21 protein-coding genes are annotated in these 21,165 nt (G+C 62.0%); 14 read left to right on the forward strand and 7 right to left on the reverse strand.

What is annotated here, in order from left to right:
- The first annotated feature begins 1 nt into the window (after position 1).
- The 11 genes from nuoE to P3C18_RS02020 all read left to right on the forward strand — a co-directional run bounded on the left by nuoE (position 2) and on the right by P3C18_RS02020 (position 12,818).
- On the forward strand, positions 2 to 502 hold the full coding sequence (gene nuoE / locus P3C18_RS01970) for an NADH-quinone oxidoreductase subunit NuoE (protein WP_275960203.1): 501 nt from the start codon (positions 2 to 4) through the stop codon (positions 500 to 502).
- Positions 499 to 1,854, forward strand: coding sequence for an NADH-quinone oxidoreductase subunit NuoF (gene nuoF, locus P3C18_RS01975; protein ID WP_275960204.1), 1,356 nt, complete (start codon positions 499 to 501; stop codon positions 1,852 to 1,854). The genes nuoE and nuoF overlap by 4 nt, the downstream gene beginning before the upstream one ends.
- A gap of 96 nt (positions 1,855 to 1,950) precedes the next feature.
- Positions 1,951 to 4,686 (forward strand): NADH-quinone oxidoreductase subunit NuoG, encoded by a 2,736-nt coding sequence (gene nuoG / locus P3C18_RS01980; RefSeq protein ID WP_275960206.1) that lies wholly within the window; start codon positions 1,951 to 1,953, stop codon positions 4,684 to 4,686.
- A complete protein-coding gene (nuoH, locus tag P3C18_RS01985) occupies positions 4,683 to 5,675 on the forward strand; it encodes an NADH-quinone oxidoreductase subunit NuoH (RefSeq protein ID WP_275960207.1) in 993 nt (330 codons plus the stop codon). Before nuoG ends, nuoH begins: the two co-directional genes overlap by 4 nt.
- Before the next feature lie 13 nt (positions 5,676 to 5,688).
- Positions 5,689 to 6,237, forward strand: coding sequence for an NADH-quinone oxidoreductase subunit NuoI (nuoI, locus tag P3C18_RS01990; RefSeq protein ID WP_160086025.1), 549 nt, complete (start codon positions 5,689 to 5,691; stop codon positions 6,235 to 6,237).
- A 9-nt stretch (positions 6,238 to 6,246) separates the two neighbouring features.
- Positions 6,247 to 6,756 carry an NADH-quinone oxidoreductase subunit J gene (gene nuoJ / locus P3C18_RS01995; protein WP_090250589.1) on the forward strand — a complete coding sequence of 170 codons (510 nt, stop codon included), beginning with the start codon at positions 6,247 to 6,249 and terminating at the stop codon, positions 6,754 to 6,756.
- A complete protein-coding gene (gene nuoK, locus P3C18_RS02000; protein WP_090250586.1) occupies positions 6,753 to 7,061 on the forward strand; it encodes an NADH-quinone oxidoreductase subunit NuoK in 309 nt (102 codons plus the stop codon). Before nuoJ ends, nuoK begins: the two co-directional genes overlap by 4 nt.
- The gene (gene nuoL / locus P3C18_RS02005) at positions 7,058 to 8,908 is read left to right on the forward strand and encodes an NADH-quinone oxidoreductase subunit L (protein WP_275960209.1); all 1,851 of its coding nucleotides are present in this window, start codon (positions 7,058 to 7,060) and stop codon (positions 8,906 to 8,908) included. The genes nuoK and nuoL overlap by 4 nt, the downstream gene beginning before the upstream one ends.
- 15 nt (positions 8,909 to 8,923) lie before the next feature.
- Positions 8,924 to 10,453 (forward strand): NADH-quinone oxidoreductase subunit M, encoded by a 1,530-nt coding sequence (gene nuoM / locus P3C18_RS02010; protein ID WP_275960210.1) that lies wholly within the window; start codon positions 8,924 to 8,926, stop codon positions 10,451 to 10,453.
- 7 nt (positions 10,454 to 10,460) lie between these two features.
- A complete protein-coding gene (nuoN, locus tag P3C18_RS02015; protein WP_275960211.1) occupies positions 10,461 to 11,936 on the forward strand; it encodes an NADH-quinone oxidoreductase subunit NuoN in 1,476 nt (491 codons plus the stop codon).
- Between the two features lie 30 nt (positions 11,937 to 11,966).
- Positions 11,967 to 12,818, forward strand: coding sequence for an SDR family oxidoreductase (locus P3C18_RS02020; protein WP_275960212.1), 852 nt, complete (start codon positions 11,967 to 11,969; stop codon positions 12,816 to 12,818).
- 13 nt (positions 12,819 to 12,831) lie between these two features.
- Here the strand turns inward: P3C18_RS02020 and P3C18_RS02025 are convergent, their stop codons facing one another.
- The 6 genes from P3C18_RS02025 to P3C18_RS02050 all read right to left on the reverse strand — a co-directional run bounded on the left by P3C18_RS02025 (position 12,832) and on the right by P3C18_RS02050 (position 18,222).
- Positions 12,832 to 13,566 (reverse strand): hypothetical protein, encoded by a 735-nt coding sequence (locus tag P3C18_RS02025; RefSeq protein WP_275960213.1) that lies wholly within the window; start codon positions 13,564 to 13,566, stop codon positions 12,832 to 12,834.
- 47 nt (positions 13,567 to 13,613) lie between these two features.
- Positions 13,614 to 13,994: a RidA family protein gene (locus tag P3C18_RS02030; protein WP_090250570.1), complete on the reverse strand. Its 381-nt coding sequence runs from the start codon at positions 13,992 to 13,994 to the stop codon at positions 13,614 to 13,616.
- A 147-nt stretch (positions 13,995 to 14,141) separates the two neighbouring features.
- Positions 14,142 to 16,250, reverse strand: a complete 2,109-nt coding sequence (spoT, locus tag P3C18_RS02035; protein ID WP_090250567.1) for a bifunctional GTP diphosphokinase/guanosine-3',5'-bis pyrophosphate 3'-pyrophosphohydrolase — start codon at positions 16,248 to 16,250, stop codon at positions 14,142 to 14,144.
- A 60-nt stretch (positions 16,251 to 16,310) separates the two neighbouring features.
- The gene (gene rpoZ, locus P3C18_RS02040) at positions 16,311 to 16,574 is read right to left on the reverse strand and encodes a DNA-directed RNA polymerase subunit omega (protein ID WP_090250565.1); all 264 of its coding nucleotides are present in this window, start codon (positions 16,572 to 16,574) and stop codon (positions 16,311 to 16,313) included.
- 114 nt (positions 16,575 to 16,688) lie between these two features.
- Positions 16,689 to 17,309, reverse strand: coding sequence for a guanylate kinase (gmk, locus tag P3C18_RS02045; RefSeq protein ID WP_275960214.1), 621 nt, complete (start codon positions 17,307 to 17,309; stop codon positions 16,689 to 16,691).
- Between the two features lie 49 nt (positions 17,310 to 17,358).
- Complete coding sequence (locus tag P3C18_RS02050) at positions 17,359 to 18,222, reverse strand: YicC/YloC family endoribonuclease (RefSeq protein WP_275960215.1); 864 nt, start codon at positions 18,220 to 18,222, stop codon at positions 17,359 to 17,361.
- A 142-nt stretch (positions 18,223 to 18,364) separates the two neighbouring features.
- On the opposite strand from P3C18_RS02050, the gene rph reads away from it, so the two are divergent.
- Together rph and P3C18_RS02060 are read left to right on the forward strand one after the other, a co-directional pair.
- Entirely contained in the window at positions 18,365 to 19,087 is a 723-nt protein-coding gene (gene rph, locus P3C18_RS02055) for a ribonuclease PH (protein ID WP_275960216.1), read from the forward strand.
- 40 nt (positions 19,088 to 19,127) lie between these two features.
- Positions 19,128 to 19,499, forward strand: coding sequence for a DUF4870 domain-containing protein (locus P3C18_RS02060; protein ID WP_275960217.1), 372 nt, complete (start codon positions 19,128 to 19,130; stop codon positions 19,497 to 19,499).
- Between the two features lie 135 nt (positions 19,500 to 19,634).
- Here P3C18_RS02060 and P3C18_RS02065 read toward each other — a convergent pair whose 3' ends face one another.
- Positions 19,635 to 20,414: an exodeoxyribonuclease III gene (locus P3C18_RS02065; protein ID WP_275960218.1), complete on the reverse strand. Its 780-nt coding sequence runs from the start codon at positions 20,412 to 20,414 to the stop codon at positions 19,635 to 19,637.
- A 93-nt stretch (positions 20,415 to 20,507) separates the two neighbouring features.
- On the opposite strand from P3C18_RS02065, the gene pyrE reads away from it, so the two are divergent.
- On the forward strand, positions 20,508 to 21,149 hold the full coding sequence (gene pyrE / locus P3C18_RS02070; RefSeq protein ID WP_167143793.1) for an orotate phosphoribosyltransferase: 642 nt from the start codon (positions 20,508 to 20,510) through the stop codon (positions 21,147 to 21,149).
- Positions 21,150 to 21,165 lie beyond the last annotated feature (16 nt).

Consider the following 21,165-nt stretch of genomic DNA (forward strand, 5'->3'; position numbering starts at 1 on the left):
TATGAGCCAGACAACCCTGATTCAAACCGACCGTTTTGCTCTGAGCGAAACCGAGCGTGCGGCCATCGAGCATGAGATGCGCCACTACGAAGATCCGCGCGCGGCGTCGATCGAAGCCCTGAAGATCGTGCAGAAAGTCCGTGGCTGGGTGCCGGATGGCGCCGCCGATGCGATTGGCGAGATCCTCGGCATTCCCGCCAGCGACGTCGAAGGCGTGGCCACCTTCTATAGTCAGATTTTCCGTCAGCCGGTGGGCCGCCACATTATCCGCGTGTGCGACAGCATGACCTGCTATGTCGGTGGCCATGAGTCGGTCGTCGCCGAAATGCAGAAACAGCTCGGTATCGGCCTCGGCGAGACCACCCACGACAGCCGCTTTACCTTGCTGCCGGTGTGCTGCCTGGGCAACTGCGACAAGGCCCCGGCGCTGATGATCGACGACGACACCTTTGGCGACGTGCAACCTGATGGCGTTGCCAAACTGCTAGAGGCCTACGTATGAGTATCAAGACGCTGACCTCCATCGGCCCGGCCAACAAGATTGCCCGCAGTGAGGAAAGCCATCCGCTGACCTGGCGCCTGCGTGACGACGCCCAGCCGGTGTGGCTGGAGGAATACCAGGCCAAAAACGGCTACGCCGCCGCGCGCAAAGCCCTGAGCGAAATGGCCCAGGCCGACATCGTGCAAACCGTCAAAGACTCCGGCCTCAAGGGCCGCGGCGGTGCTGGCTTCCCCACCGGGGTGAAGTGGGGGCTGATGCCCGCCGACGAATCCATGAACATCCGCTACCTGCTGTGCAACGCGGACGAGATGGAACCGAATACTTGGAAGGACCGCATGCTGATGGAGCAGCTGCCGCACCTGCTGGTGGAAGGCATGCTGATTTCCGCACGGGCGCTCAAGGCCTATCGCGGCTATATCTTCCTGCGTGGCGAGTACGTCGATGCGGCGGCGAATCTGAACCGCGCCATTGAGGAAGCCAAGGCTGCCGGCCTGCTTGGCAAGAACATTCTCGGCAGCGGTTTCGATTTCGAGCTGTTTGTGCACACCGGTGCCGGCCGTTATATCTGCGGTGAAGAAACCGCGCTGATCAACTCCCTCGAAGGCCGTCGCGCCAACCCGCGCGCCAAGCCGCCGTTCCCGGCCGCCGTAGGCGTGTGGGGCAAGCCGACTTGTGTAAACAACGTCGAGACCCTGTGCAACGTGCCGGCCATCGTTGGTAACGGCGTGGATTGGTACAAGAGCCTGGCCCGCCCTGAGAGTGAAGACCACGGCACCAAGCTGATGGGCTTCTCCGGCAAGGTGAAGAACCCCGGCCTGTGGGAGCTACCCTTCGGCGTTAGCGCCCGCGAGCTGTTCGAGGACTACGCCGGCGGCATGCGCGATGGCTATACCCTCAAGTGCTGGCAACCCGGCGGTGCCGGCACCGGCTTTCTGCTACCCGAGCACCTGGATGCGCTGATGTATGCCGGCGGTATCGGCAAAGTCGGCACGCGCATGGGCACCGGCCTGGCACTGGCGGTGGACGACAGCATCAGCATGGTCTCGCTGCTGCGCAATATGGAAGAGTTCTTCGCCCGCGAGTCCTGCGGCTGGTGTACGCCGTGCCGCGATGGCCTGCCCTGGAGCGTGAAGATTCTCCGCGCCCTGGAGCGCAAGCAAGGCACTCAGCAGGACATCGACACGCTGCTCGGTCTGGTCAATTTCCTTGGCCCGGGCAAAACCTTCTGCGCCCATGCACCGGGTGCGGTTGAGCCGTTGGGCAGTGCGATCAAGTATTTCCGCTCGGAGTTCGAGGCTGGTGTTGCCAGCTCGGCGGCTCCGGCGACGACGGGGCAATTCGTCCCCGCGTAAAACAATGGCGCTCTGGCGGCCACTGACCTGGCCCCGCAGCACAACGTGATTCCATTAGCCAAGCCCGCTTCGGTGGGCAAAGAAGAAACCTGAACCATGGCCACTATCCACGTAGACGGCAAAGATTTCGAAGTCGATGGGGCGGACAACCTGCTGCAGGCCTGCCTGTCCCTAGGTCTCGATATCCCTTACTTCTGCTGGCACCCGGCGCTCGGTAGCGTCGGCGCCTGCCGCCAGTGCGCGGTCAAGCAGTACACCGATGAAAACGATATGCGCGGGCGCATCGTCATGTCGTGCATGACGCCTGCCACCGACAACACCTGGATCAGCATCGACGATGAAGAATCCAAGGCGTTCCGCGCCAGCGTCGTCGAGTGGCTGATGACCAACCACCCGCACGACTGCCCGGTGTGCGAGGAGGGCGGCCATTGCCACCTGCAGGACATGACGGTGATGACTGGCCACAACCAGCGCCGTTATCGCTTCACCAAACGCACCCACCAGAACCAGCAGCTCGGCCCGTTCATCTCCCACGAAATGAACCGCTGCATCGCCTGCTACCGCTGCGTGCGCTACTACAAGGATTACGCCGGCGGCACTGACCTGGGTGTGTACGGCGCGCATGACAACGTGTACTTCGGCCGGGTCGAAGACGGCGTGCTGGAGAGCGAGTTCTCCGGCAACCTGGTCGAGGTCTGCCCGACCGGTGTGTTCACCGACAAGACCCACTCCGAGCGCTACAACCGCAAGTGGGACATGCAGTTCGCCCCGAGCATCTGCCATGGCTGCGCCAGCGGCTGCAACACCAGTCCCGGCGAGCGCTACGGCGAACTCCGACGCATCGAAAACCGCTTCAATGGCGATGTAAACCAGTACTTCCTCTGCGACCGTGGCCGTTTCGGTTATGGCTACGTCAACCGCAGCGACCGTCCGCGCCAGCCGCTGCTGGTGAATAAAGACGGTGGCGAAAAGCTCGGCATCGACGCGGCGCTGGACAAGGCCGCCGAGCTGCTCAAAGGCAAACGCGTAATCGGCATCGGCTCGCCGCGCGCCAGCCTGGAAAGCAACTTCGCCCTGCGCGAGCTGGTCGGCGAGGCCAACTACTACTCCGGTATCGCCGCTGGCGAGCTGGACAATATCCGCTTGATCCGCGACATCCTGCAGAACGGTCCGCTGCCAGTGCCGACCCTGCGTGAAGTCGAGCTGCACGACGCGGTGTTTATCCTCGGTGAAGACCTGACTCAGACAGCCGCACGCATGGCCCTGGCCCTGCGTCAGGCGGTCAAGGGCAAGGCCACTGAAATCGCCGCCTCGATGAAAATTCAGGACTGGCACATGGCCGCCGTGCAGAACGTCGCCCAGGACGCGCTGCATCCGCTGTTTATCGCCAGCGTCACCGCCACCCGCCTGGATGATGTGGCCGAAGCCTGCGTGCACGCGGCCCCGGCCGATCTGGCGCGTATCGGCTTCGCTGTGGCCCATGCCATCGATCCAAGCGCACCAGCAGTTAACGGTCTGGATGCAGATGTCGGCGAGTTGGTGGAGTTGATTGCCGAAGCGCTGCTTGAAGCCAAGCGTCCGCTGATCGTTGCCGGCGCATCCCTGGGCGAGAAGAGCCTGATCGAAGCCGCTGCGAATATCGCCAGTGCGCTGAAGAATCGCGAAAAGAACGCCTCCATCAGCCTGGTAGTGCCGGAAGCCAACAGCATGGGCCTGGCCCTGCTGCTGGGTGAAAACGTCGCCGGCAAGTCGGTCGATGATGCGTTGCAAGCGCTGACGACGGGTCAGGCCGATGCCGTGATCGTGTTGGAAAACGACCTGTACCGTCGCGCTGATGCAGCCAAGGTCGATGCCGCATTGGCGGCCGCCAAACTGGTAATCGTCGCCGACCATCAGCACACCGCCACCAGCGAAAAAGCCCACCTGCTGCTGCCGGTGGCCAGCTTCGCCGAAGGCGATGGCACCCTGGTCAGCTTTGAAGGCCGCGCCCAGCGCTTCTTCCAGGTGTTCGAGCCGAGCTACTACGACGCCAATATCCTGATTCGCGAGGGCTGGCGCTGGCTGCATGCCCTGCACAGCACGCTACAGGGCAAGCCGCTCGACTGGACTCAGCTGGATGCGGTGACCGCAGCAGTCGCGGCTAGCAACAACCTGCTGGCGCGCATCGGCGAAGCGGCACCCAACGCCACCTTCCGCATCAAGGGCCTCAAGCTGGCCCGTGAGCCGCACCGTTACAGCGGTCGCACCGCCATGCGCGCCAATATCAGCGTGCACGAGCCGCGTCAGCCGCAGGATCAGGATTCGGCTTTTTCCTTCTCCATGGAAGGCTATTCCGGCAGCAAGGAAGACCGCCAGCAGATTCCATTCGCTTGGTCGCCGGGCTGGAACTCGCCGCAGGCCTGGAACAAGTTTCAGGACGAAGTCGGCGGCCATCTGCGCGCTGGTGACCCCGGTGTGCGTCTGCTGGAAGCCAAAGGCACGGTGCTGCCGTGGTTCAGCGTACCGGCCGCCTTTAACCCGGCTCCGGGCACCTTGCAGGCTGTGCCGCTGCATCACCTGTTCGGCAGTGAAGAAACCTCGGCCGGCGCCGCGCCGCTGCAGGAGCGCATTCCCGCACCTTACGCGCTGCTGGCCAAGGCCGAAGCGGATCGCCTGGGCGTAAATGACGGCGCGCTGCTGAGCCTGACGGTCGCTGGGCAGACCCTGCGCCTGCCGTTGCAGATCACCGAAGAGCTGGCCATCGGTGTGGTCGGCCTGCCAGTCGGTTTGGTGGGCATGCCGGCGCTGATCGCAGGTAGCGTGGTCACCCGCATTGAGGAGGCCGCGCAATGAGTTGGCTGACCCCCGAAGTGCTGGACGTGCTGATCGCCGTACTCAAGGCCATCGTGATTCTGCTGGTGGTGGTGGTCTGCGGTGCGCTGCTGAGCTTTGTCGAGCGGCGCCTGCTGGGCTGGTGGCAGGACCGCTACGGCCCTAATCGGGTCGGGCCGTTCGGCATGTTTCAGATCGCAGCGGACATGATCAAGATGTTCTTCAAGGAGGACTGGACGCCGCCGTTCGCCGACAAGTTCATCTTTATCCTCGCGCCGATGATCGCCTTCGCCGCCATGTTGATGGCCTTTGCGATTATCCCGATCACCCCGAACTGGGGCGTGGCGGACCTGAATATCGGCATCCTGTTCTTCTTCGCTATGGCAGGGCTATCGGTGTATGCCGTGCTGTTCGCCGGTTGGGCGAGTAACAACAAATTTGCCCTGCTTGGAGCGCTACGCGCCTCGGCGCAGACGGTGTCCTACGAGGTGTTCCTGGCGCTGGCGCTGATGGGCATCGTCGCCCAGGTTGGCTCGTTCAACATGCGCGACATCGTCGATTACCAAGCGGAAAACCTCTGGTTTATCATTCCGCAGTTCTTCGGCTTCTGTACCTTCTTTATCGCCGGCGTGGCGGTGACTCACCGTCACCCCTTCGACCAGCCGGAAGCTGAGCAGGAGCTGGCCGACGGTTACCACATCGAATATGCCGGGATGAAATGGGGCATGTTCTTCGTCGGCGAATACATCGGCATCATCACCATCTCGGCGCTGCTGGTAACCCTGTTCTTCGGTGGTTGGCACGGGCCGTTTGGCATCCTGCCGCAGATTCCGTTTTTCTGGTTTGCCCTGAAAACCTGCTTCTTCATCATGATCTTCATCCTGCTGCGCGCCTCGATTCCGCGGCCACGGTATGACCAGGTCATGGCCTTCAGCTGGAAGTTCTGCCTGCCGCTGACCCTGATCAACCTGCTGGTGACCGGCGCATTCGTGCTGGCCGCGGCCCAGTAAGGAGAACCACAGAATGTTCAAATACATACGGGATGTGGTGCACGGCACCTACACCCAACTGCGCAGCATGGTCATGGTCTTCAGCCATGGCTTTCGCAAGCGCGACACCCTGCAATACCCGGAAGAGGCGGTGTACCTGCCGCCACGCTATCGCGGACGCATCGTCCTGACCCGCGACCCCGACGGCGAAGAGCGCTGCGTGGCCTGCAACCTGTGTGCGGTGGCCTGCCCGGTGGGCTGCATTTCGCTGCAGAAGGCGGAAACCCCGGATGGCCGCTGGTACCCGGATTTTTTCCGCATCAACTTCTCGCGCTGCATCTTCTGCGGCTTGTGCGAAGAGGCCTGCCCGACCACGGCGATCCAGCTCACTCCGGATTTCGAGATGGGTGAGTTCAAGCGGCAGGACCTGGTGTACGAGAAGGAAGACCTGCTGATCAGCGGCCCGGGCAAGAATCCGGACTACAACTTCTACCGCGTCGCCGGTATGGCCATTGCCGGCAAGCCGAAAGGCGCCGCGCAAAACGAAGCCGAACCGATCAACGTCAAAGGCCTATTGCCCTAAGGAGGGGACATGGAATTCGCTTTCTACCTCGCCGCCGGCGTTGCTGTGGCGGCCACGTTCAGGGTGATCACCGCGAGCAATCCGGTGCATGCCCTGCTGTATCTGATTCTCTCGCTGCTGGCCGTGGCGATGACCTTCTTCGCCCTCGGCGCGCCCTTTGCCGGCGCGCTGGAGATCATCGTTTACGCTGGCGCGATCATGGTGCTGTTCGTGTTTGTGGTGATGATGCTCAACCTCGGTCCGGCGGCGGTCGAGCAGGAGCGCCAGTGGCTGACGCCGGGTATCTGGACCGGCCCGGCGATTCTCTCGGCGTTGTTGCTGGGGCAATTGCTCTATGTGCTGTTTCAGTCGCCCAGTGGCGCGGCCCTCGGTTTGCAGACCATTGATGCCAAAGCCGTCGGTATCGCCCTGTACGGGCCTTACCTGCTGGCGGTGGAGTTGGCTTCGATGCTGCTGCTCGCTGCGCTGGTCGCGGCCTATCACCTCGGCCGTCACGATGCCAAGGAGCCAACGGCATGAATGCGATTCCCCTGGAGCACGGCCTGGCACTGGCCGGCGTGCTGTTCAGCCTCGGCCTGATCGGCCTGATGGTGCGGCGCAATATCCTGTTTGTGCTGATGAGCCTGGAAGTGATGATGAATGCCACCGCCCTGGCCTTTGTGGTGGCGGGCAGTCGTTGGGCCCAGCCTGACGGCCAGGTGATGTTTATCCTGGTGATCACCCTGGCAGCCGCCGAAGCCAGTATCGGCCTGGCGATCCTGTTGCAGCTGTATCGCCGCTTCAACACCCTCGATGTCGACGCTGCCAGCGAGATGCGCGGATGAACCTTCTATTCCTGACCTGTGTATTTCCGCTGCTGGGCTGGTTTCTTCTGGCCTTTTCGCGCGGGCGTTTCTCCGAAAATCTGTCTGCGCTGATTGGCGTCGGTTCGGTGGGCTTGTCCGCGCTGATGGCGGCCTGGGTGATCGTGCAGTTCAACCTTAATCCGCCGGAAAACGGCGTGTTTACCCAGGTGCTGTGGCAGTGGATGAGCGTGGCCGGTTTTGCGCCAAGCTTCACCCTGTACCTGGATGGTTTGTCGCTGACCATGCTTGGCGTGGTTACCGGCGTGGGTTTCCTGATTCACCTGTTTGCCAGCTGGTACATGCGCGGTGAAGAGGGCTACTCGCGCTTCTTCGCCTACACCAACCTGTTTATCTTCAGCATGTTGCTGCTGGTGTTGGGCGATAACCTGCTGGTGCTGTACTTCGGCTGGGAAGGCGTGGGGCTGTGCTCCTATCTGCTGATCGGTTTCTACTTCAAGCACACCGCCAACGGTAACGCGGCGCTCAAGGCCTTTATCGTCACCCGTATCGGCGACGTGTTTATGGCCATCGGTCTGTTTATCCTGTTCCTCCATCTGGGCACCCTGAATATTCAGGAGCTGATGGCGCTGGCGCCGCAGAAGTATGTGGAAGGCGACAGCTGGCTGTGGATCGCCACGCTGATGCTGCTCGGCGGCGCAGTGGGTAAATCTGCGCAGCTGCCGCTGCAAACCTGGCTGGCCGATGCCATGGCCGGCCCGACCCCGGTTTCGGCGCTGATCCACGCGGCGACCATGGTCACCGCCGGCGTTTACCTGATCGCGCGGATTCACGGCCTGTTCCTGCTGACCCCGGAGATTCTCGAACTGGTCGGCATCGTTGGCGGCGTGACCCTAGTGCTGGCCGGTTTCGCTGCATTGGTGCAGACCGACATCAAACGCATCCTCGCCTACTCGACCATGAGTCAGATCGGCTACATGTTCCTCGCCCTGGGCGTTGGCGCCTGGGATGCGGCAATCTTCCACCTGATGACCCACGCCTTCTTCAAGGCTCTGCTGTTCCTCGCTTCCGGTGCGGTGATCAACGCCTGCCACCATGAGCAAAACATCTTCAAGATGGGCGGTCTGTGGAAGAAACTGCCGTTGGCCTACGCCAGCTTTATCGTCGGCGGTGCTGCCCTGGCGGCGTTGCCGCTGATTACGGCGGGTTTCTACTCGAAGGATGAAATCCTCTGGGAAGCCTTTGCCAGTGGTCATCAGTGGTTGTTGTATGCCGGGCTGGCCGGGGCCTTCCTGACCTCGCTCTACACCTTCCGCCTGATCTTTATCGCCTTCCATGGCGAGCAGAAGACCGAGGCCCATGCCGGCCATGGCGTGGCCCACTGGCTGCCGCTGGTAACCCTGATTGTGCTGTCGACCTTTATTGGCGCGCTGATCAGCCCGCCACTGGCGGGCGTATTGCCGCAGAGCGTCGGTCATGCCGGCGGTGACGCCAAGCACAGCCTGGAAATCGCCTCCGGGGCCATCGCCATCATTGGCATCGTCCTGGCGGCGTTGCTGTTTCTCGGCAAGCGCAGCTTTGCCACAGCGGTGGCGCAGAGCGCACCAGGGCGCTTCCTCTCGGCCTGGTGGTTCGCCGCCTGGGGCTTCGACTGGCTCTACGACAAGCTGTTTGTGCAGCCGTACCTGCTGGTCTGCCGCCTGCTCGGGCATGACCCGATCGACCGCAGCATCCGCCTGATTCCGCGTCTGGCGCGGGGCGGCCACGCCTTGCTGGCCCGCAGTGAGACCGGCCAGGTGCGCTGGTATGCCACTTCGATAGCCGGGGGCGCCGTGCTGGTGCTCGCCGTTCTCCTGTTTCTGAATTAAGGAAAATAGCCCGTCATGATTCTGCCCTGGCTAATCCTGATCCCCTTTATCGGCGGCCTGCTGTGCTGGCAGCTCGAACGTTTCGGCAACACCCTGCCGCGCTGGATCGCCCTGCTGACCATGGCCCTGCTGTTCGGTCTGGGCCTGTGGCTATGGGCCACTGGCGACTTCAGCTTGGCGCCTGCCCCAGGTGCTGCGCCGCAGTGGGCGGCCGAGTTCCAGGTGCCGTGGATCGAGCGCTTCGGCATCAGCGTGCACCTGGCGCTGGATGGCCTGTCGGTGCTGATGATCAGCCTCACCGGCCTGCTCGGTGTGCTTTCGGTGCTCTGCTCGTGGAACGAGATCCAGAACCGCGTCGGCTTCTTCCACCTCAACCTGATGTGGATTCTCGGCGGCGTGGTCGGCGTGTTCCTCGCTGTCGATCTGTTCCTGTTCTTCTTCTTCTGGGAAATGATGCTGGTGCCGATGTATTTCCTCATCGCGCTCTGGGGTCATAGTGGCAGTGACGGCAAGACCCGCATCACCGCCGCCACCAAGTTCTTTATCTTCACCCAGGCCAGCGGTCTGATCATGTTGCTGGCGATTCTCGGCCTGGTGTTTGTGCACTTCGACCAGACGGGCGTGCTGACCTTCAACTACGCCGATCTGCTCAACACCAAGATGGCGGCCGGCACCGAGTACATCCTGATGCTCGGCTTCTTTATCGCCTTCGCGGTGAAGTTTCCGGTGGTGCCGTTCCACTCCTGGCTGCCGGACGCCCACGCCCAGGCGCCGACAGCCGGTTCGGTAGACCTGGCCGGTATCCTGCTGAAAACCGCTGCCTACGGCCTGATGCGTTTTGCCCTGCCGCTGTTCCCCAATGCCTCAGCAGAGTTTGCGCCGATTGCCCAGTGGCTTGGCGTGTTCGCCATCATCTACGGCGCGCTGCTGTCGTTCGCGCAGACCGATATCAAGCGCCTGGTGGCTTATTCCAGTGTTTCGCACATGGGCTTTGTGCTGATCGCCATCTACTCGGCCAGCGAGATCGCCCTGCAGGGCGCGGTGGTGCAGATGCTCGCCCACGGCCTGTCCGCTGCGGCGCTGTTTATCCTCTGCGGCCAGCTCTACGAGCGCCTGCACACCCGCGATATGCGCGAAATGGGCGGCATCTGGGCGCGCATGCCCTGGCTGCCGGCGCTGAGCCTGTTCTTTGCCGCTGCGGCGCTGGGCCTGCCGGGCACTGGTAACTTTGTCGGCGAGTTCCTGATCCTGCTAGGCAGCTTCCAGAGTGCGCCTTGGGTCACCGTGGTGGCTGCCACCGGTCTGGTGTTCGGCTCGGTCTACGCGCTGATCATGATTCACCGCGCCTACTTCGGCCCGGCCAAGGCGGAAACCGCTTTGCCTGGCCTGCAGCTGCGTGAACTGAGCATGGTGCTCGGCCTGGCCGTGCTGCTGATCCTGCTTGGTGTTTACCCGCAGCCGGTGCTCGACACCTCCGCCGCCAGCATGCAAGGCGTGCAGCAGTGGCTGGGTAGTGCCCTCAATCAACCTGTTCCGGCCCGGTAAGTAGCGTATGGAATTCACGACTCAACACTTTATCGCGCTGCTGCCGCTGCTGATCACCAGTGCCACGGTGGTGCTGGTGATGCTGGCCATCGCCTGGAAGCGCAACCACACGATGACCTTCGGCCTCTCGGTGCTGGGCCTCAACCTGGCGCTGCTGTCACTGCTACCGGCCCTGGGTGTAACGCCCATCGAGGTCACCCCACTGCTGCTGGTGGATAAATTCGCCTGCTATTACATGGCTCTGGTGCTGGCCGCGACCCTGGCCTGTGTGACGCTGACCCACGCCTATCTGGGTGGCGAGTCCGGCAAGGGTTATCCGGGTAACCGTGAAGAGTTGTACCTGCTGATGCTGCTGTCTGCCGCTGGCGGTCTGGTGCTGGTCAGCGCGCAGCATCTGGCGGGCCTGTTTATCGGCCTGGAACTGCTCTCGGTGCCGACCTACGGCATGATCGCCTACGCCTTCTTCAACAAGCGTTCGCTGGAAGCCGGCATCAAGTACATGGTGCTGTCCGCCGCAGGCAGCGCGTTCCTGCTGTTCGGCATGGCGCTGCTGTATGCCGAGTCGGGCAACCTGACCTTCGCCGGCATCGGCGCCAAGCTGGCCGCCGATGGCCTGCCGAGCATGCTGGCGCAGTTGGGCGTGGGCATGATGCTGATCGGCCTATCCTTCAAGCTGTCGCTGGTGCCATTCCACTTGTGGACGCCAGACGTGTACGAAGGCGCGCCGGCGCCGGTGGCCGCTTTCCTCGCCACCGCCAGCAAGGTCGCGGTGTTTGCCGTGCTGCTGCGTCTGTATCAGATGTCGCCGGCCACCGCAGGCGGCTGGTTGAATGACTTGCTGACGCTGATCGCCATCGCCTCGATCATCTTCGGCAACCTGCTGGCGCTGTTGCAGAACAACCTCAAACGTCTGCTCGGTTATTCCTCCATTGCCCACTTTGGCTACCTGCTGGTGGCGCTGATCGCCAGTAAGGGCCTGGCCGTGGAAGCGGTTGGCGTGTACCTGGCCACCTACGTGCTGACCAGCCTGGGTGCGTTCGGCGTGATCACCCTGATGTCGACGCCTTACAACGGCCGTGATGCCGATGCCCTGTACGAATACCGCGGGCTGTTCTGGCGCCGTCCGTACCTGACCGCAGTGCTCACCGTGATGATGCTGTCACTGGCCGGTATTCCGCTGACGGCTGGCTTTATCGGCAAGTTCTATGTGGTCGCCGCCGGTGTGCAATCGCAGCAATGGTGGCTGCTCGGCGCCCTGGTAATCGGCAGCGCCATCGGCGTGTTCTATTACCTGCGGGTAATGGTCACCCTGTTTATGCTCGAGCCGAACCTGCGTCGTCACGATGCGCCGTTCAACTGGGCGCAGCGCGCCGGCGGCATGATGCTGCTGTTCGTCGCCGTGCTGGCGTTCTTCCTCGGTGTGTATCCACAGCCGCTGTTGGAGCTGGTGCAACAGGCCGGCTTGGTGGCACTGTTGCCCTGATAAGCAACAGACCCTAAGGAATACGCAACGATGAGTAAGACACTGATGATCGCCGGCTGTGGTGATGTTGGCAGCCGTTTGGGTCAGCAGCTGAACACTGCGGGCTGGACGGTGTATGGCTTGCGCCGCAGCGTGGCGCTGTTGCCGCAGGGTATTCGCCCGGTTGCCGGTGATCTACATGCCGACGCCTGCCCGGCCGCCTGGCCGAGCGAACCGCTGGACTACCTGGTGTATTGCGCGGCCGCCACCGAGCATGACGAGGCCGGCTACCGCGCCGCCTATGTCGACGGCCTGCGCCGCGTGCTGGGTTGGCTGGCGCAGCAGGGCCAGCGGCCAAAACGCCTGCTGTTTGTCTCCAGTAGTGGCGTGTATGGCCAGCAGCTCGGCGAGTGGGTGGATGAAAACTCGCCTGCAGAGGCTGATAGCTACTCCGGGCGAATCATGCGTGAGGCCGAGCAGCTGGCTTTGCATAGCGGGCTGCCCGCCAGCCTGGTACGCCTCACCGGCATCTACGGTCCAGGCCGCGAGTGGTTGCTCAAGCAGGTGCGCCAGGGTTATCGGGTGGTCAGTGAGCCGCCGCTGTATGGCAACCGCATCCATGTCGATGACGCGGCTGGGCTACTGGCCTATTTGCTACAGGCCGATGCCCGTGGTGTGGCGCTGGATGACTGCTATATCGGCGTCGACGATCAGCCTGCGCCGCTGCATGAAGTGGTGGCCTGGTTGCGCGAGCAGCTGGATGTCAGTCATTGGTCCGAGCAGTCGACGGTGCGCCGCTCAGGTAGCAAGCGTTGCAGCAACGCCCGAGCGCGCGCCCTGGGTTGGACGCCGCAGTACCCGAGCTTCCGCGAGGGTTACCGGGCGATTCTGCAGCAGTTGTAGCGTTCGGGTCGGCCTAGCGTTTGACCAGCAGCCAGCGCTGCTGGCCTTTGTAGTAGTTGGGCATTTCATCGATCTGCGAGCGATTGAGCGCTTCGAAGACGCGCAACTGATCGCCTTCACGCTCGAATAGCCAGCTTTGCCCCTGGTCGCCCAGTTGCAGCCAGAGGCTGTCGAACTCGCCACTCATGGTCGCGCAGTCACCCGCCAGGCACAGTGCATAACGCTCGGCGCCTGGCAGACCCTGCAGGCTGCCATCGGCCTGGAACAGCACCAGGCCGCCTTCGCCCAGGCCTTCCTTGATCAGCCAGGTGCCGCCCAGGTAAGCGCTGTACAACGCCTGTTCGAAGCTGCTTCCCGGCGGCGCAAGCGGGCCGGGCGCGGCAGGGGCGCGGACAAAGCGTTGTTCCGGCCAGGTGTCGCTCTGCGCCTGAACCAGCTCATCGTTGTTGAGCCTCAGGCTTTCCTGAAAGTCGCCGTAGAAGTGCACGCGCAGCTGGCCGTCGGCCTGGCGTTCGAAGCTGCCTTCACCGCGTTCGAAACCATTGCTGAAGCTGGCCAGCTGACGCGGGTTGTCGAGCTGCCATTCCAGATTGGGGCCGTAGGCCAGCAGGGCTTCACGCAGGTTGCCGCCTTCGACGGCAGCTTCAATGGCGGCTTGGTTGATCCAGGTACCGCTGGGGTCGGGCGAAGGGCTGGCGCAACCGCTGAGCAGGACGCCGGTGAGCAAAGCAACAAACAGGCAGCGCATGCGGCGTCCTCAAGAGGGAAGGGCGGGGCAGCGCCCCGCCGAGAGACTTATTCGAGAACCAGAATAGCGTCCATTTCTACCTGCGAGCCACGCGGCAGGGCGGCTACGCCGATGGCGGCGCGGGCTGGGTAGGGCTGCTCGAAGTAACGGCCCATGACTTCATTGACCTTGGCGAAATGCGACAGGTCGGTGAGGAAGATGTTCAGCTTGACGATGTCCTTGAACGAACCGCCGGCGGCTTCGGCCACGGCTTTGAGGTTCTCGAATACCTGCACGGTCTGGGCTTCGAAGCCTTCCACCAGCTCCATGGTTTTCGGGTCCAGCGGGATCTGCCCGGACATGTACACGGTGTTGCCCGCCTTGATCGCCTGGGAGTAGGTGCCGATTGCGGCTGGGGCCTTGTCGCTGGTGATAACGCTCTTGCTCATGGGAACTCCTGTAAAGCTGATGTGGAGGAACACTGCAGCGCACATGGGCGCGCTGCCAGTTAGATTGCCTAGGTTGGGTGAAAGCCACAGCGGCTGTCAAAGTACAGCTGGCGGCTGATTGCGCTGTTCAATTTTGAAGTTGGCCGATCAGGCGCGCGCGCGGGTGATGCGAATTACCCCGGTCAGGGCGCGCAGCTTCTTGATCACTCGCGCCAGGTGCACACGGTCATGCACGCTGACCACCAGTTGCACGACGCTGATGCGGCCATCGCGCTCGTCCATGCTGATCTTCTCGATATTGCCGTCGGCGGCATTCACGCTGCCGGCCAGCAGGGCGATCAGGCCGCGCTGGTGCTCAAGCTCGACGCGCAGCTCGACATTGAACTCGCCGGTAACGTCCTTGGCCCAGGACAGCTGGATGCATTTCTCCGGGTTGTGGCGGATTTCGCCGATGTTCTTGCAGCTGTCCAGGTGCACCACCATGCCTTTGCCGGCGGACAGGTGGCCGACAATCGGGTCGCCCGGAATCGGCGTGCAGCATTTGGCGTAGCTCAGCACCAGGCCCTCGGTGCCACGGATCGCCAGCGGCCCTTCGCTGCTCGGCAGCGCTTCGTTGCTGTCGCTGAGCAGGCGACGCGCCACCACATAGGCCATGCGGTTGCCCAGACCGATGTCTTCCAGCAGGTCTTCGATGACGTCCTGATGGTATTCGGCGAGCACTGCCTGCACCCGTTCGGGCGAAAGCTTGTCGACGCGGCTGTCGAAGCCGGCGAGCACCTTGTTCAGCAGGCGTTCGCCGAGGCTGATGGACTCCGAGCGGCGCTGCAGTTTCAGAGCGTGACGAATATGCGTGCGGGCCTTGCCGGTAACCACGAAGCTCAGCCAGGCCGGGTTTGGTCGTGCACCGGGGGCGGTGACGATTTCCACCGTCGAACCGCTTTCCAGGGCTTGCGACAGCGGCGCCAGGCGGCGGTTGATGCGGCAGGCGATGCAGGTGTTGCCGACGTCGGTGTGTACGGCGTAGGCAAAGTCAACCGCCGTGGAGCCTTTCGGCAGCTCCATGATGCGGCCCTTGGGCGTGAACACGTAGACCTCGTCGGGGAACAGATCGATCTTCACGCTCTCGATAAATTCCAGCGAGTTGCCGGCGCGTTGCTGCATCTCCAGCACGCCCTTGACCCACTGCCGCGCACGGGCGTGGCTGCCCTTGGGCTGGTCTTCCTCGTTGGATTTGTACAGCCAGTGCGCGGCGATGCCGTTGTTGGCCAGCTCTTCCATCTCACGGGTGCGGATCTGGATTTCGATCGGTACGCCGTGCATGCCGAACAGCGTGGTGTGCAGCGACTGGTAGCCGTTGGCCTTGGGGATTGCGATGTAATCCTTGAAGCGGCCGGGCAGGGGCTTGTACAGGTTATGCACGGCGCCGAGCACGCGGTAACAGGTGTCGACCTTGTCGACGACGATACGGAAGGCGTAGACGTCCATGATTTCGTTGAACGCCCGGCGTTTGCCGCGCATCTTCTGGTAGATGCCGTAGAGGTGCTTCTCGCGGCCCATCACCTCGCCTTCCATGCCTTCGCGCGCCAGGCAGTGGGTGATCGACTCTTCGATCTTGTTGACGATTTCCTTGCGGTTGCCCCGAGCACGCTTGACCGCGGTGCGGATGCGCTCGGAGCGCATCGGGTGCATGGCCTTGAAGCCCAGGTCTTCGAACTCGATGCGCATGCTGTGCATGCCCAGGCGGTTGGCAATCGGTGCGTAGATTTCCAGGGTTTCCTTGGCGATGCGTCGGCGTTTTTCGCCGGACAGCACTTCCAGGGTGCGCATGTTGTGCAGACGGTCGGCCAGTTTGACCAGAATTACCCGGATATCACGGGCCATGGCCATGGCCATTTTCTGGAAGTTTTCAGCTTGCGCCTCGGCCTTGGTCTCGAAGTTCATCTGGGTCAGTTTGCTGACCCCATCAACCAGCTCCGCCACGGATTCACCGAACTGCGCGTCCAGAGCTTCTTTGGCGATACCGGTGTCTTCGATCACGTCATGCAGCATCGCGGCCATCAGGCTCTGATGGTCCATGTGCATGTCTGCCAGGATGCTCGCCACCGCCAGGGGATGGGTGACGTAAGCTTCGCCGCTGCGGCGGCGTTGGCCGTCGTGGGCTTGTTCGGCGTAGAAGTAAGCGCGGCGAACCAGATTGACCTGGTCGCCGTCGAGGTAGGTCGAAAGTCTGTCGGCGAGGGCGTCTATGCTCGGCATGGGCGTTCCCCTTGCCGATTCAGATGACCCTGCGCCTGACGACGTCGACCCGGCATAGGCTTACAGAGGCTCGTTAGCCTCTTCCTCGAATGCAGCAAACAGTGGTTCTTCTTCGACGATGTCGTCTTGGGCGATGACGTCGTAGCTCATCAGGCCAGCGGCGATTTCGCGCAGCGCGACTACGGTCGGCTTGTCATTTTCCCAAGCCAGCTTCGGCTCTTTGCCACCGGTAGCCAGTTGGCGCGAGCGCTTGGTAGCGAGCATGACCAGCTCGAAGCGGTTATCAACGTGATCCAGGCAATCTTCGACGGTAACGCGGGCCATGGTGTTCCTCGTAGCAAATGCGTAATAGAGCTGGGCCCAAATGGGCGAGCGGACTGGATAGTCTAAAAAATCACCAGCATTAAGGGAAGCTTTGATTTGTCGCAGCGTAATAAGTCAGGCCAGTAACTCGCTGAGTAAGCCGCTGTGGCGTTGCTGTTGCGGGCCTTGCAGCAGCTGATTGGCGCGGAAAATCGCCTTCAGATCGCTCAAGGCGTGGGCGAAGTCATCGTTGATCAGCAGGTAGTCGTATTCGACGTAGTGGCTCATCTCGCTGACGGCTTCACGCATACGTCGCTCGATGATCTCGCCGCTGTCCTGGCCGCGGTTGGTCAGGCGGTGGCGCAGCGCTTCCTGGGTCGGCGGCAGAATAAAGACCGATTTGGCTTCCGGCATCAGCCGGCGGACCTGCTGCGCGCCTTGCCAGTCGATTTCCAGAATCAGGTCGAAGCCGTCGCGCAGGGTTTGCTTGACCCATTCTTGCGAGGTGCCGTAGAGGTTGCCGAAGACTTCCGCGTGTTCAAGAAATTCGGTCTTGTCGAGCATGGCGTGGAACTGCTCGCGGCTGACGAAGTGGTAGTTCACCCCGTCCACTTCGCCTGGGCGCATGGCGCGGGTGGTGTGCGAGACCGACACGCGGATTTGCGCTTCGCTGTCGATCAGCGCCTTGACCAGGCTGGTTTTGCCCGCGCCGGAAGGGGCGGAAATGATATAGAGGGTGCCGGTGGTTATGCTCATGGATCAATCCTGGAACGCGTTGTTCAGAGAGTAGCAGTGGCGGTCGGGCTTATTCGATGTTCTGCACTTGTTCGCGCATCTGCTCGATCAGCACTTTCAGGTTTACCGCCGCCTGGGTGCTGCGGGTGTCGAAGGCCTTGGAGCCGAGGGTGTTGGCTTCGCGGTTGAGTTCCTGCATGAGGAAGTCCAGGCGTCGGCCGGCCTGGCCACCGGTTTTGAGCACGCGGCGCACTTCGCTGACGTGGGTGCTGAGGCGGTCCAGCTCTTCGGCCACATCACTTTTCTGCGCGAGGATCACCAACTCTTGCTCCAGGCGCTGCGGGTCCAGCTCGGCCTGCATTTCGCCGCAACGATCGAGAATTTTCTGCCGTTGTCCGGCGAGCATCTGCGGCACCAGTTCGCGCAGGGCGACGACTTGTTCGAGGATGCTGTCCAGGCGCTCATTGAGCAGTTTGGCCAGCTCGCTGCCTTCGCGTTCGCGGCTTTGTTTCAGCTCGCTCAGCGCTTGGCTGAACAGCGCCAGGGCGCTTTGATTGAGTGCCTGCGGGTTGGCGGCATCGGCCACCAGAACGCCGGGCCAGCCGAGCACTTCCAGTGGATTGAGCGCGGCGGGCTGCTTGATCAGACCGGCCACGCTTTCGGCGGCGGCAATCAGTTGCGCGGCGCGCTCCAGGTCGACTTGCAGGGCCTTGCCGGCATTGTCGTCGCTAAAGCGCAGGGTGCATTCGACTTTGCCGCGTGACAGGCCGTTGCGCAGCGCTTCACGCACCGCGCCTTCAAGGTCGCGGAAGCTTTCCGGCAGGCGCAGGTGAGGTTCCAGGTAGCGATGGTTGACCGAGCGCAGCTCCCAGCTCAGGGTGCCGTTGGCACCGGCCTGCTCGGCGCGGGCGAAGGCTGTCATGCTGTGGATCATGGGGCGAACCTCGCGAAAAGTCGGAACTAAAGGCGCAGGATTGTAGCGCAGTGCGTCGGCCGCTCCCAATTCGGCACACCCGCTACGGGCATACGGCCCTATAATGCCGAGCAGATTTTTTATTCAGAGCAGGAATTCCTAGATGAAACGTCCTAGTGGCCGCGCCGCCGATCAGTTGCGCTCGATTCGCATCACCCGCAACTACACCAAGCATGCCGAGGGTTCGGTGCTGGTGGAATTTGGCGATACCAAAGTGATTTGCACGGTCAGTGTCGAGTCGGGCGTACCGCGTTTCCTTAAAGGTCAGGGGCAGGGTTGGTTGACTGCCGAGTACGGCATGCTGCCGCGCGCCACTGGCGACCGTAACCAGCGTGAAGCCAGCCGTGGCAAGCAGGGCGGCCGTACCCTGGAAATCCAGCGTCTGATCGGCCGCTCGCTGCGCGCCGCATTGGATATGTCCAAGCTGGGCGAGAACACCCTGTACGTCGATTGCGATGTGATCCAGGCCGACGGCGGTACCCGCACCGCGTCCATCACCGGCGCCATGGTGGCCCTGGTCGATGCGCTGAAAGTGATCAAGAAGCGTGGCGGCCTGAAAGGCGGCGACCCGCTCAAGCAGATGATTGCCGCCGTATCGGTGGGCATGTATCAGGGGGAGCCGGTGCTGGATCTGGACTACCTGGAAGATTCCGCCGCGGAAACCGACCTTAACGTGGTGATGACCAGCACGGGCGGCTTTATCGAAGTGCAGGGCACTGCCGAAGGCGCACCGTTCCAGCCGGCTGAGCTGAACGCCATGTTGGCGTTGGCGCAGAAAGGCATGACTGAGCTGTTCGAGTTGCAACAAGCAGCACTGGCAGACTGATTGAGCTGTACGACAAGCCCATCACGCAAGGAGAAGCACCATGAGCGACGAGTCCCAAGCGCCACAACCGATTCCCGGTCCTGAAGCCCGTCAGTGGGCCATGTTTTGCCACTTCGCGGCCTTTCTCGGGCTGGTGATTCCCTTTGGCAACCTGCTTGGGCCGTTGATCGTCTGGCAGATCAAGAAGGACCTTGATCCGTTCGTCGATGCTCAGGGCAAGGAAGCGCTGAACTTCCAGATCAGCGTGGCCCTGGCCGCGCTGCTGTGTTTCCTGCTGATGGTGGTGGTGATCGGCTTTCCGCTGCTGGTGCTGGTCAGCATCGCGGCGCTGGTGCTGACCGTTATTGCCGGGGTCAAGGCCAATGAAGGCCAGGCTTACCGTTACCCCTTTGCCTGGCGCTTGGTGAAATAAGCGTTGTGCAGATAGCAAAAAATCGCCGGGAGCGATTTTTAACGTCGCATCGCGACGGCCCGTAAGGTGGTGGCCAGGGATGACGCAGCATAAAAAACCGGCGAATAGCCGGTTTTTTTGTATCTGCTGATCAGGCTAGATGCTGAGCATCCAGTCGTAATCAACGATCAGCGGCGCGTGCTGCGAGAAGCGTGGCTGACGCGGCAGGCGCGCACTGCGGATGCTGCGACGCATACCGGGGGTGAGCAGCTGATAGTCAAAGCGATAGCCGAGGTTGAGCAGTTCAGCCTGTTCGCTGTCCGGCCACCAGCTGAACTGGTCGCCTTCACGGCTGACTTCGCGCAGCGCATCGACATAGCCCATGGTGCCAATCACTTCATCCAGCCAGGCACGTTCTGGCGCTAGAAAACCGGGCGATTGCTGGCAGTCGCGCCAGTTCTTCACGTCGAGCTTCTGGTGCGCCACATAGAACGAGCCGCAATAGATGTATTCGCGGCGCTTGCGGCGCTGCTTGTCCAAATAATGGGTGAAGTCGTCCATAAACTTGAATTTCTGATTCAAGCTTTCATCACCCTGCTGCCCCGAAGGCATGAGCATGGTGGCAATACTTACTTTGTCGAAATCGGCCTGCAGGTAGCGCCCATAGCGATCGGCCATTTCAAAGCCGAGGCCGCTGATTACCGCCTTGGGTTGCAACCGCGAATACAGCGCCACGCCACCTTGGCTGGGCACTTCTGCATCGCAGGCATAGAGGAAATAGCCATCCAGTTGGAGGGCTTGGTCGTCCAGTTCAAAGGCGGAGGCGCGGGTGTCCTGCAGGCAGATGACGTCGGCATTCTGTGCTTGCAGCCAACTGAGCAAACCGCGCTCGACTGCCGCATGAATACCATTCACGTTCACACTGATGATCCGCATAAATGGCCCCCAAAATCACGTGCGTGTATGATACCCGAGCTCACCTCTATTAGCTAAATTACCTAGTAAATCCGTGCTGTCCGGGGCTTTTTAATGCAAGCGTATCAACGCGATTTCATCCGTTTTGCCATCGAGCGTGGGGTTCTGCGCTTTGGTCAGTTCACCCTCAAATCTGGACGTATCAGTCCTTATTTCTTCAATGCCGGGCTGTTTGACAGCGGTTTGGCCCTGGCTCAGCTCGGGCGTTTCTATGCTGCGGCCGTGGTGGACAGCGGTATCGACTTCGACGTGTTGTTCGGCCCGGCCTACAAAGGTATTCCCCTGGCGGCGACCACCGCAGTGGCGCTGGCCGAGCATCATCAGCGCGATATGCCCTGGTGTTTCAACCGCAAGGAAGCCAAGGATCATGGCGAAGGCGGCACGCTGGTAGGCGCTCCGCTGGCCGGTCGCGTGCTGATCATCGATGACGTGATCACCGCCGGTACGGCGATTCGCGAAGTGATGCAGATCATCCAGGCGCAGGGCGCACAAGCGGCCGGTGTGCTGATCGCGCTGAACCGCCAGGAGCGCGGTAAGGGCGAGCTGTCGGCGATTCAGGAGGTCGAGCGCGACTACGGCATGCCGGTGGTGAGCATTGTGTCACTCGAACAGGTACTGGAATATCTGGCAGAGGATGCTGAACTCAAGCAGTATCTGCCAGCGGTACAAGCTTACCGCGCCGAATACGGAATCTAACCTGCCGATAAGGTGC

This window comes from Pseudomonas sp. 1928-m (assembly GCF_029269135.1).
In the GTDB taxonomy this organism is placed as follows: domain Bacteria; phylum Pseudomonadota; class Gammaproteobacteria; order Pseudomonadales; family Pseudomonadaceae; genus Aquipseudomonas.

Bases quoted from the DNA above. Each gene is read 5' to 3' on its own strand.
- nuoE (WP_275960203.1), top strand. From the start codon at position 2: ATGAGCCAGACAACCCTGATTCAAACCGACCGTTTTGCTCTGAGCGAA.
- nuoF (WP_275960204.1), top strand. From the start codon at position 499: ATGAGTATCAAGACGCTGACCTCCATCGGCCCGGCCAACAAGATTGCC.
- nuoG (WP_275960206.1), top strand. From the start codon at position 1,951: ATGGCCACTATCCACGTAGACGGCAAAGATTTCGAAGTCGATGGGGCG.
- nuoH (WP_275960207.1), top strand. From the start codon at position 4,683: ATGAGTTGGCTGACCCCCGAAGTGCTGGACGTGCTGATCGCCGTACTC.
- nuoI (WP_160086025.1), top strand. From the start codon at position 5,689: ATGTTCAAATACATACGGGATGTGGTGCACGGCACCTACACCCAACTG.
- nuoJ (WP_090250589.1), top strand. From the start codon at position 6,247: ATGGAATTCGCTTTCTACCTCGCCGCCGGCGTTGCTGTGGCGGCCACG.
- nuoK (WP_090250586.1), top strand. From the start codon at position 6,753: ATGAATGCGATTCCCCTGGAGCACGGCCTGGCACTGGCCGGCGTGCTG.
- nuoL (WP_275960209.1), top strand. From the start codon at position 7,058: ATGAACCTTCTATTCCTGACCTGTGTATTTCCGCTGCTGGGCTGGTTT.
- nuoM (WP_275960210.1), top strand. From the start codon at position 8,924: ATGATTCTGCCCTGGCTAATCCTGATCCCCTTTATCGGCGGCCTGCTG.
- nuoN (WP_275960211.1), top strand. From the start codon at position 10,461: ATGGAATTCACGACTCAACACTTTATCGCGCTGCTGCCGCTGCTGATC.
- P3C18_RS02020 (WP_275960212.1), top strand. From the start codon at position 11,967: ATGAGTAAGACACTGATGATCGCCGGCTGTGGTGATGTTGGCAGCCGT.
- P3C18_RS02025 (WP_275960213.1), bottom strand. From the start codon at position 13,566: ATGCGCTGCCTGTTTGTTGCTTTGCTCACCGGCGTCCTGCTCAGCGGT.
- P3C18_RS02030 (WP_090250570.1), bottom strand. From the start codon at position 13,994: ATGAGCAAGAGCGTTATCACCAGCGACAAGGCCCCAGCCGCAATCGGC.
- spoT (WP_090250567.1), bottom strand. From the start codon at position 16,250: ATGCCGAGCATAGACGCCCTCGCCGACAGACTTTCGACCTACCTCGAC.
- rpoZ (WP_090250565.1), bottom strand. From the start codon at position 16,574: ATGGCCCGCGTTACCGTCGAAGATTGCCTGGATCACGTTGATAACCGC.
- gmk (WP_275960214.1), bottom strand. From the start codon at position 17,309: ATGAGCATAACCACCGGCACCCTCTATATCATTTCCGCCCCTTCCGGC.
- P3C18_RS02050 (WP_275960215.1), bottom strand. From the start codon at position 18,222: ATGATCCACAGCATGACAGCCTTCGCCCGCGCCGAGCAGGCCGGTGCC.
- rph (WP_275960216.1), top strand. From the start codon at position 18,365: ATGAAACGTCCTAGTGGCCGCGCCGCCGATCAGTTGCGCTCGATTCGC.
- P3C18_RS02060 (WP_275960217.1), top strand. From the start codon at position 19,128: ATGAGCGACGAGTCCCAAGCGCCACAACCGATTCCCGGTCCTGAAGCC.
- P3C18_RS02065 (WP_275960218.1), bottom strand. From the start codon at position 20,414: ATGCGGATCATCAGTGTGAACGTGAATGGTATTCATGCGGCAGTCGAG.
- pyrE (WP_167143793.1), top strand. From the start codon at position 20,508: ATGCAAGCGTATCAACGCGATTTCATCCGTTTTGCCATCGAGCGTGGG.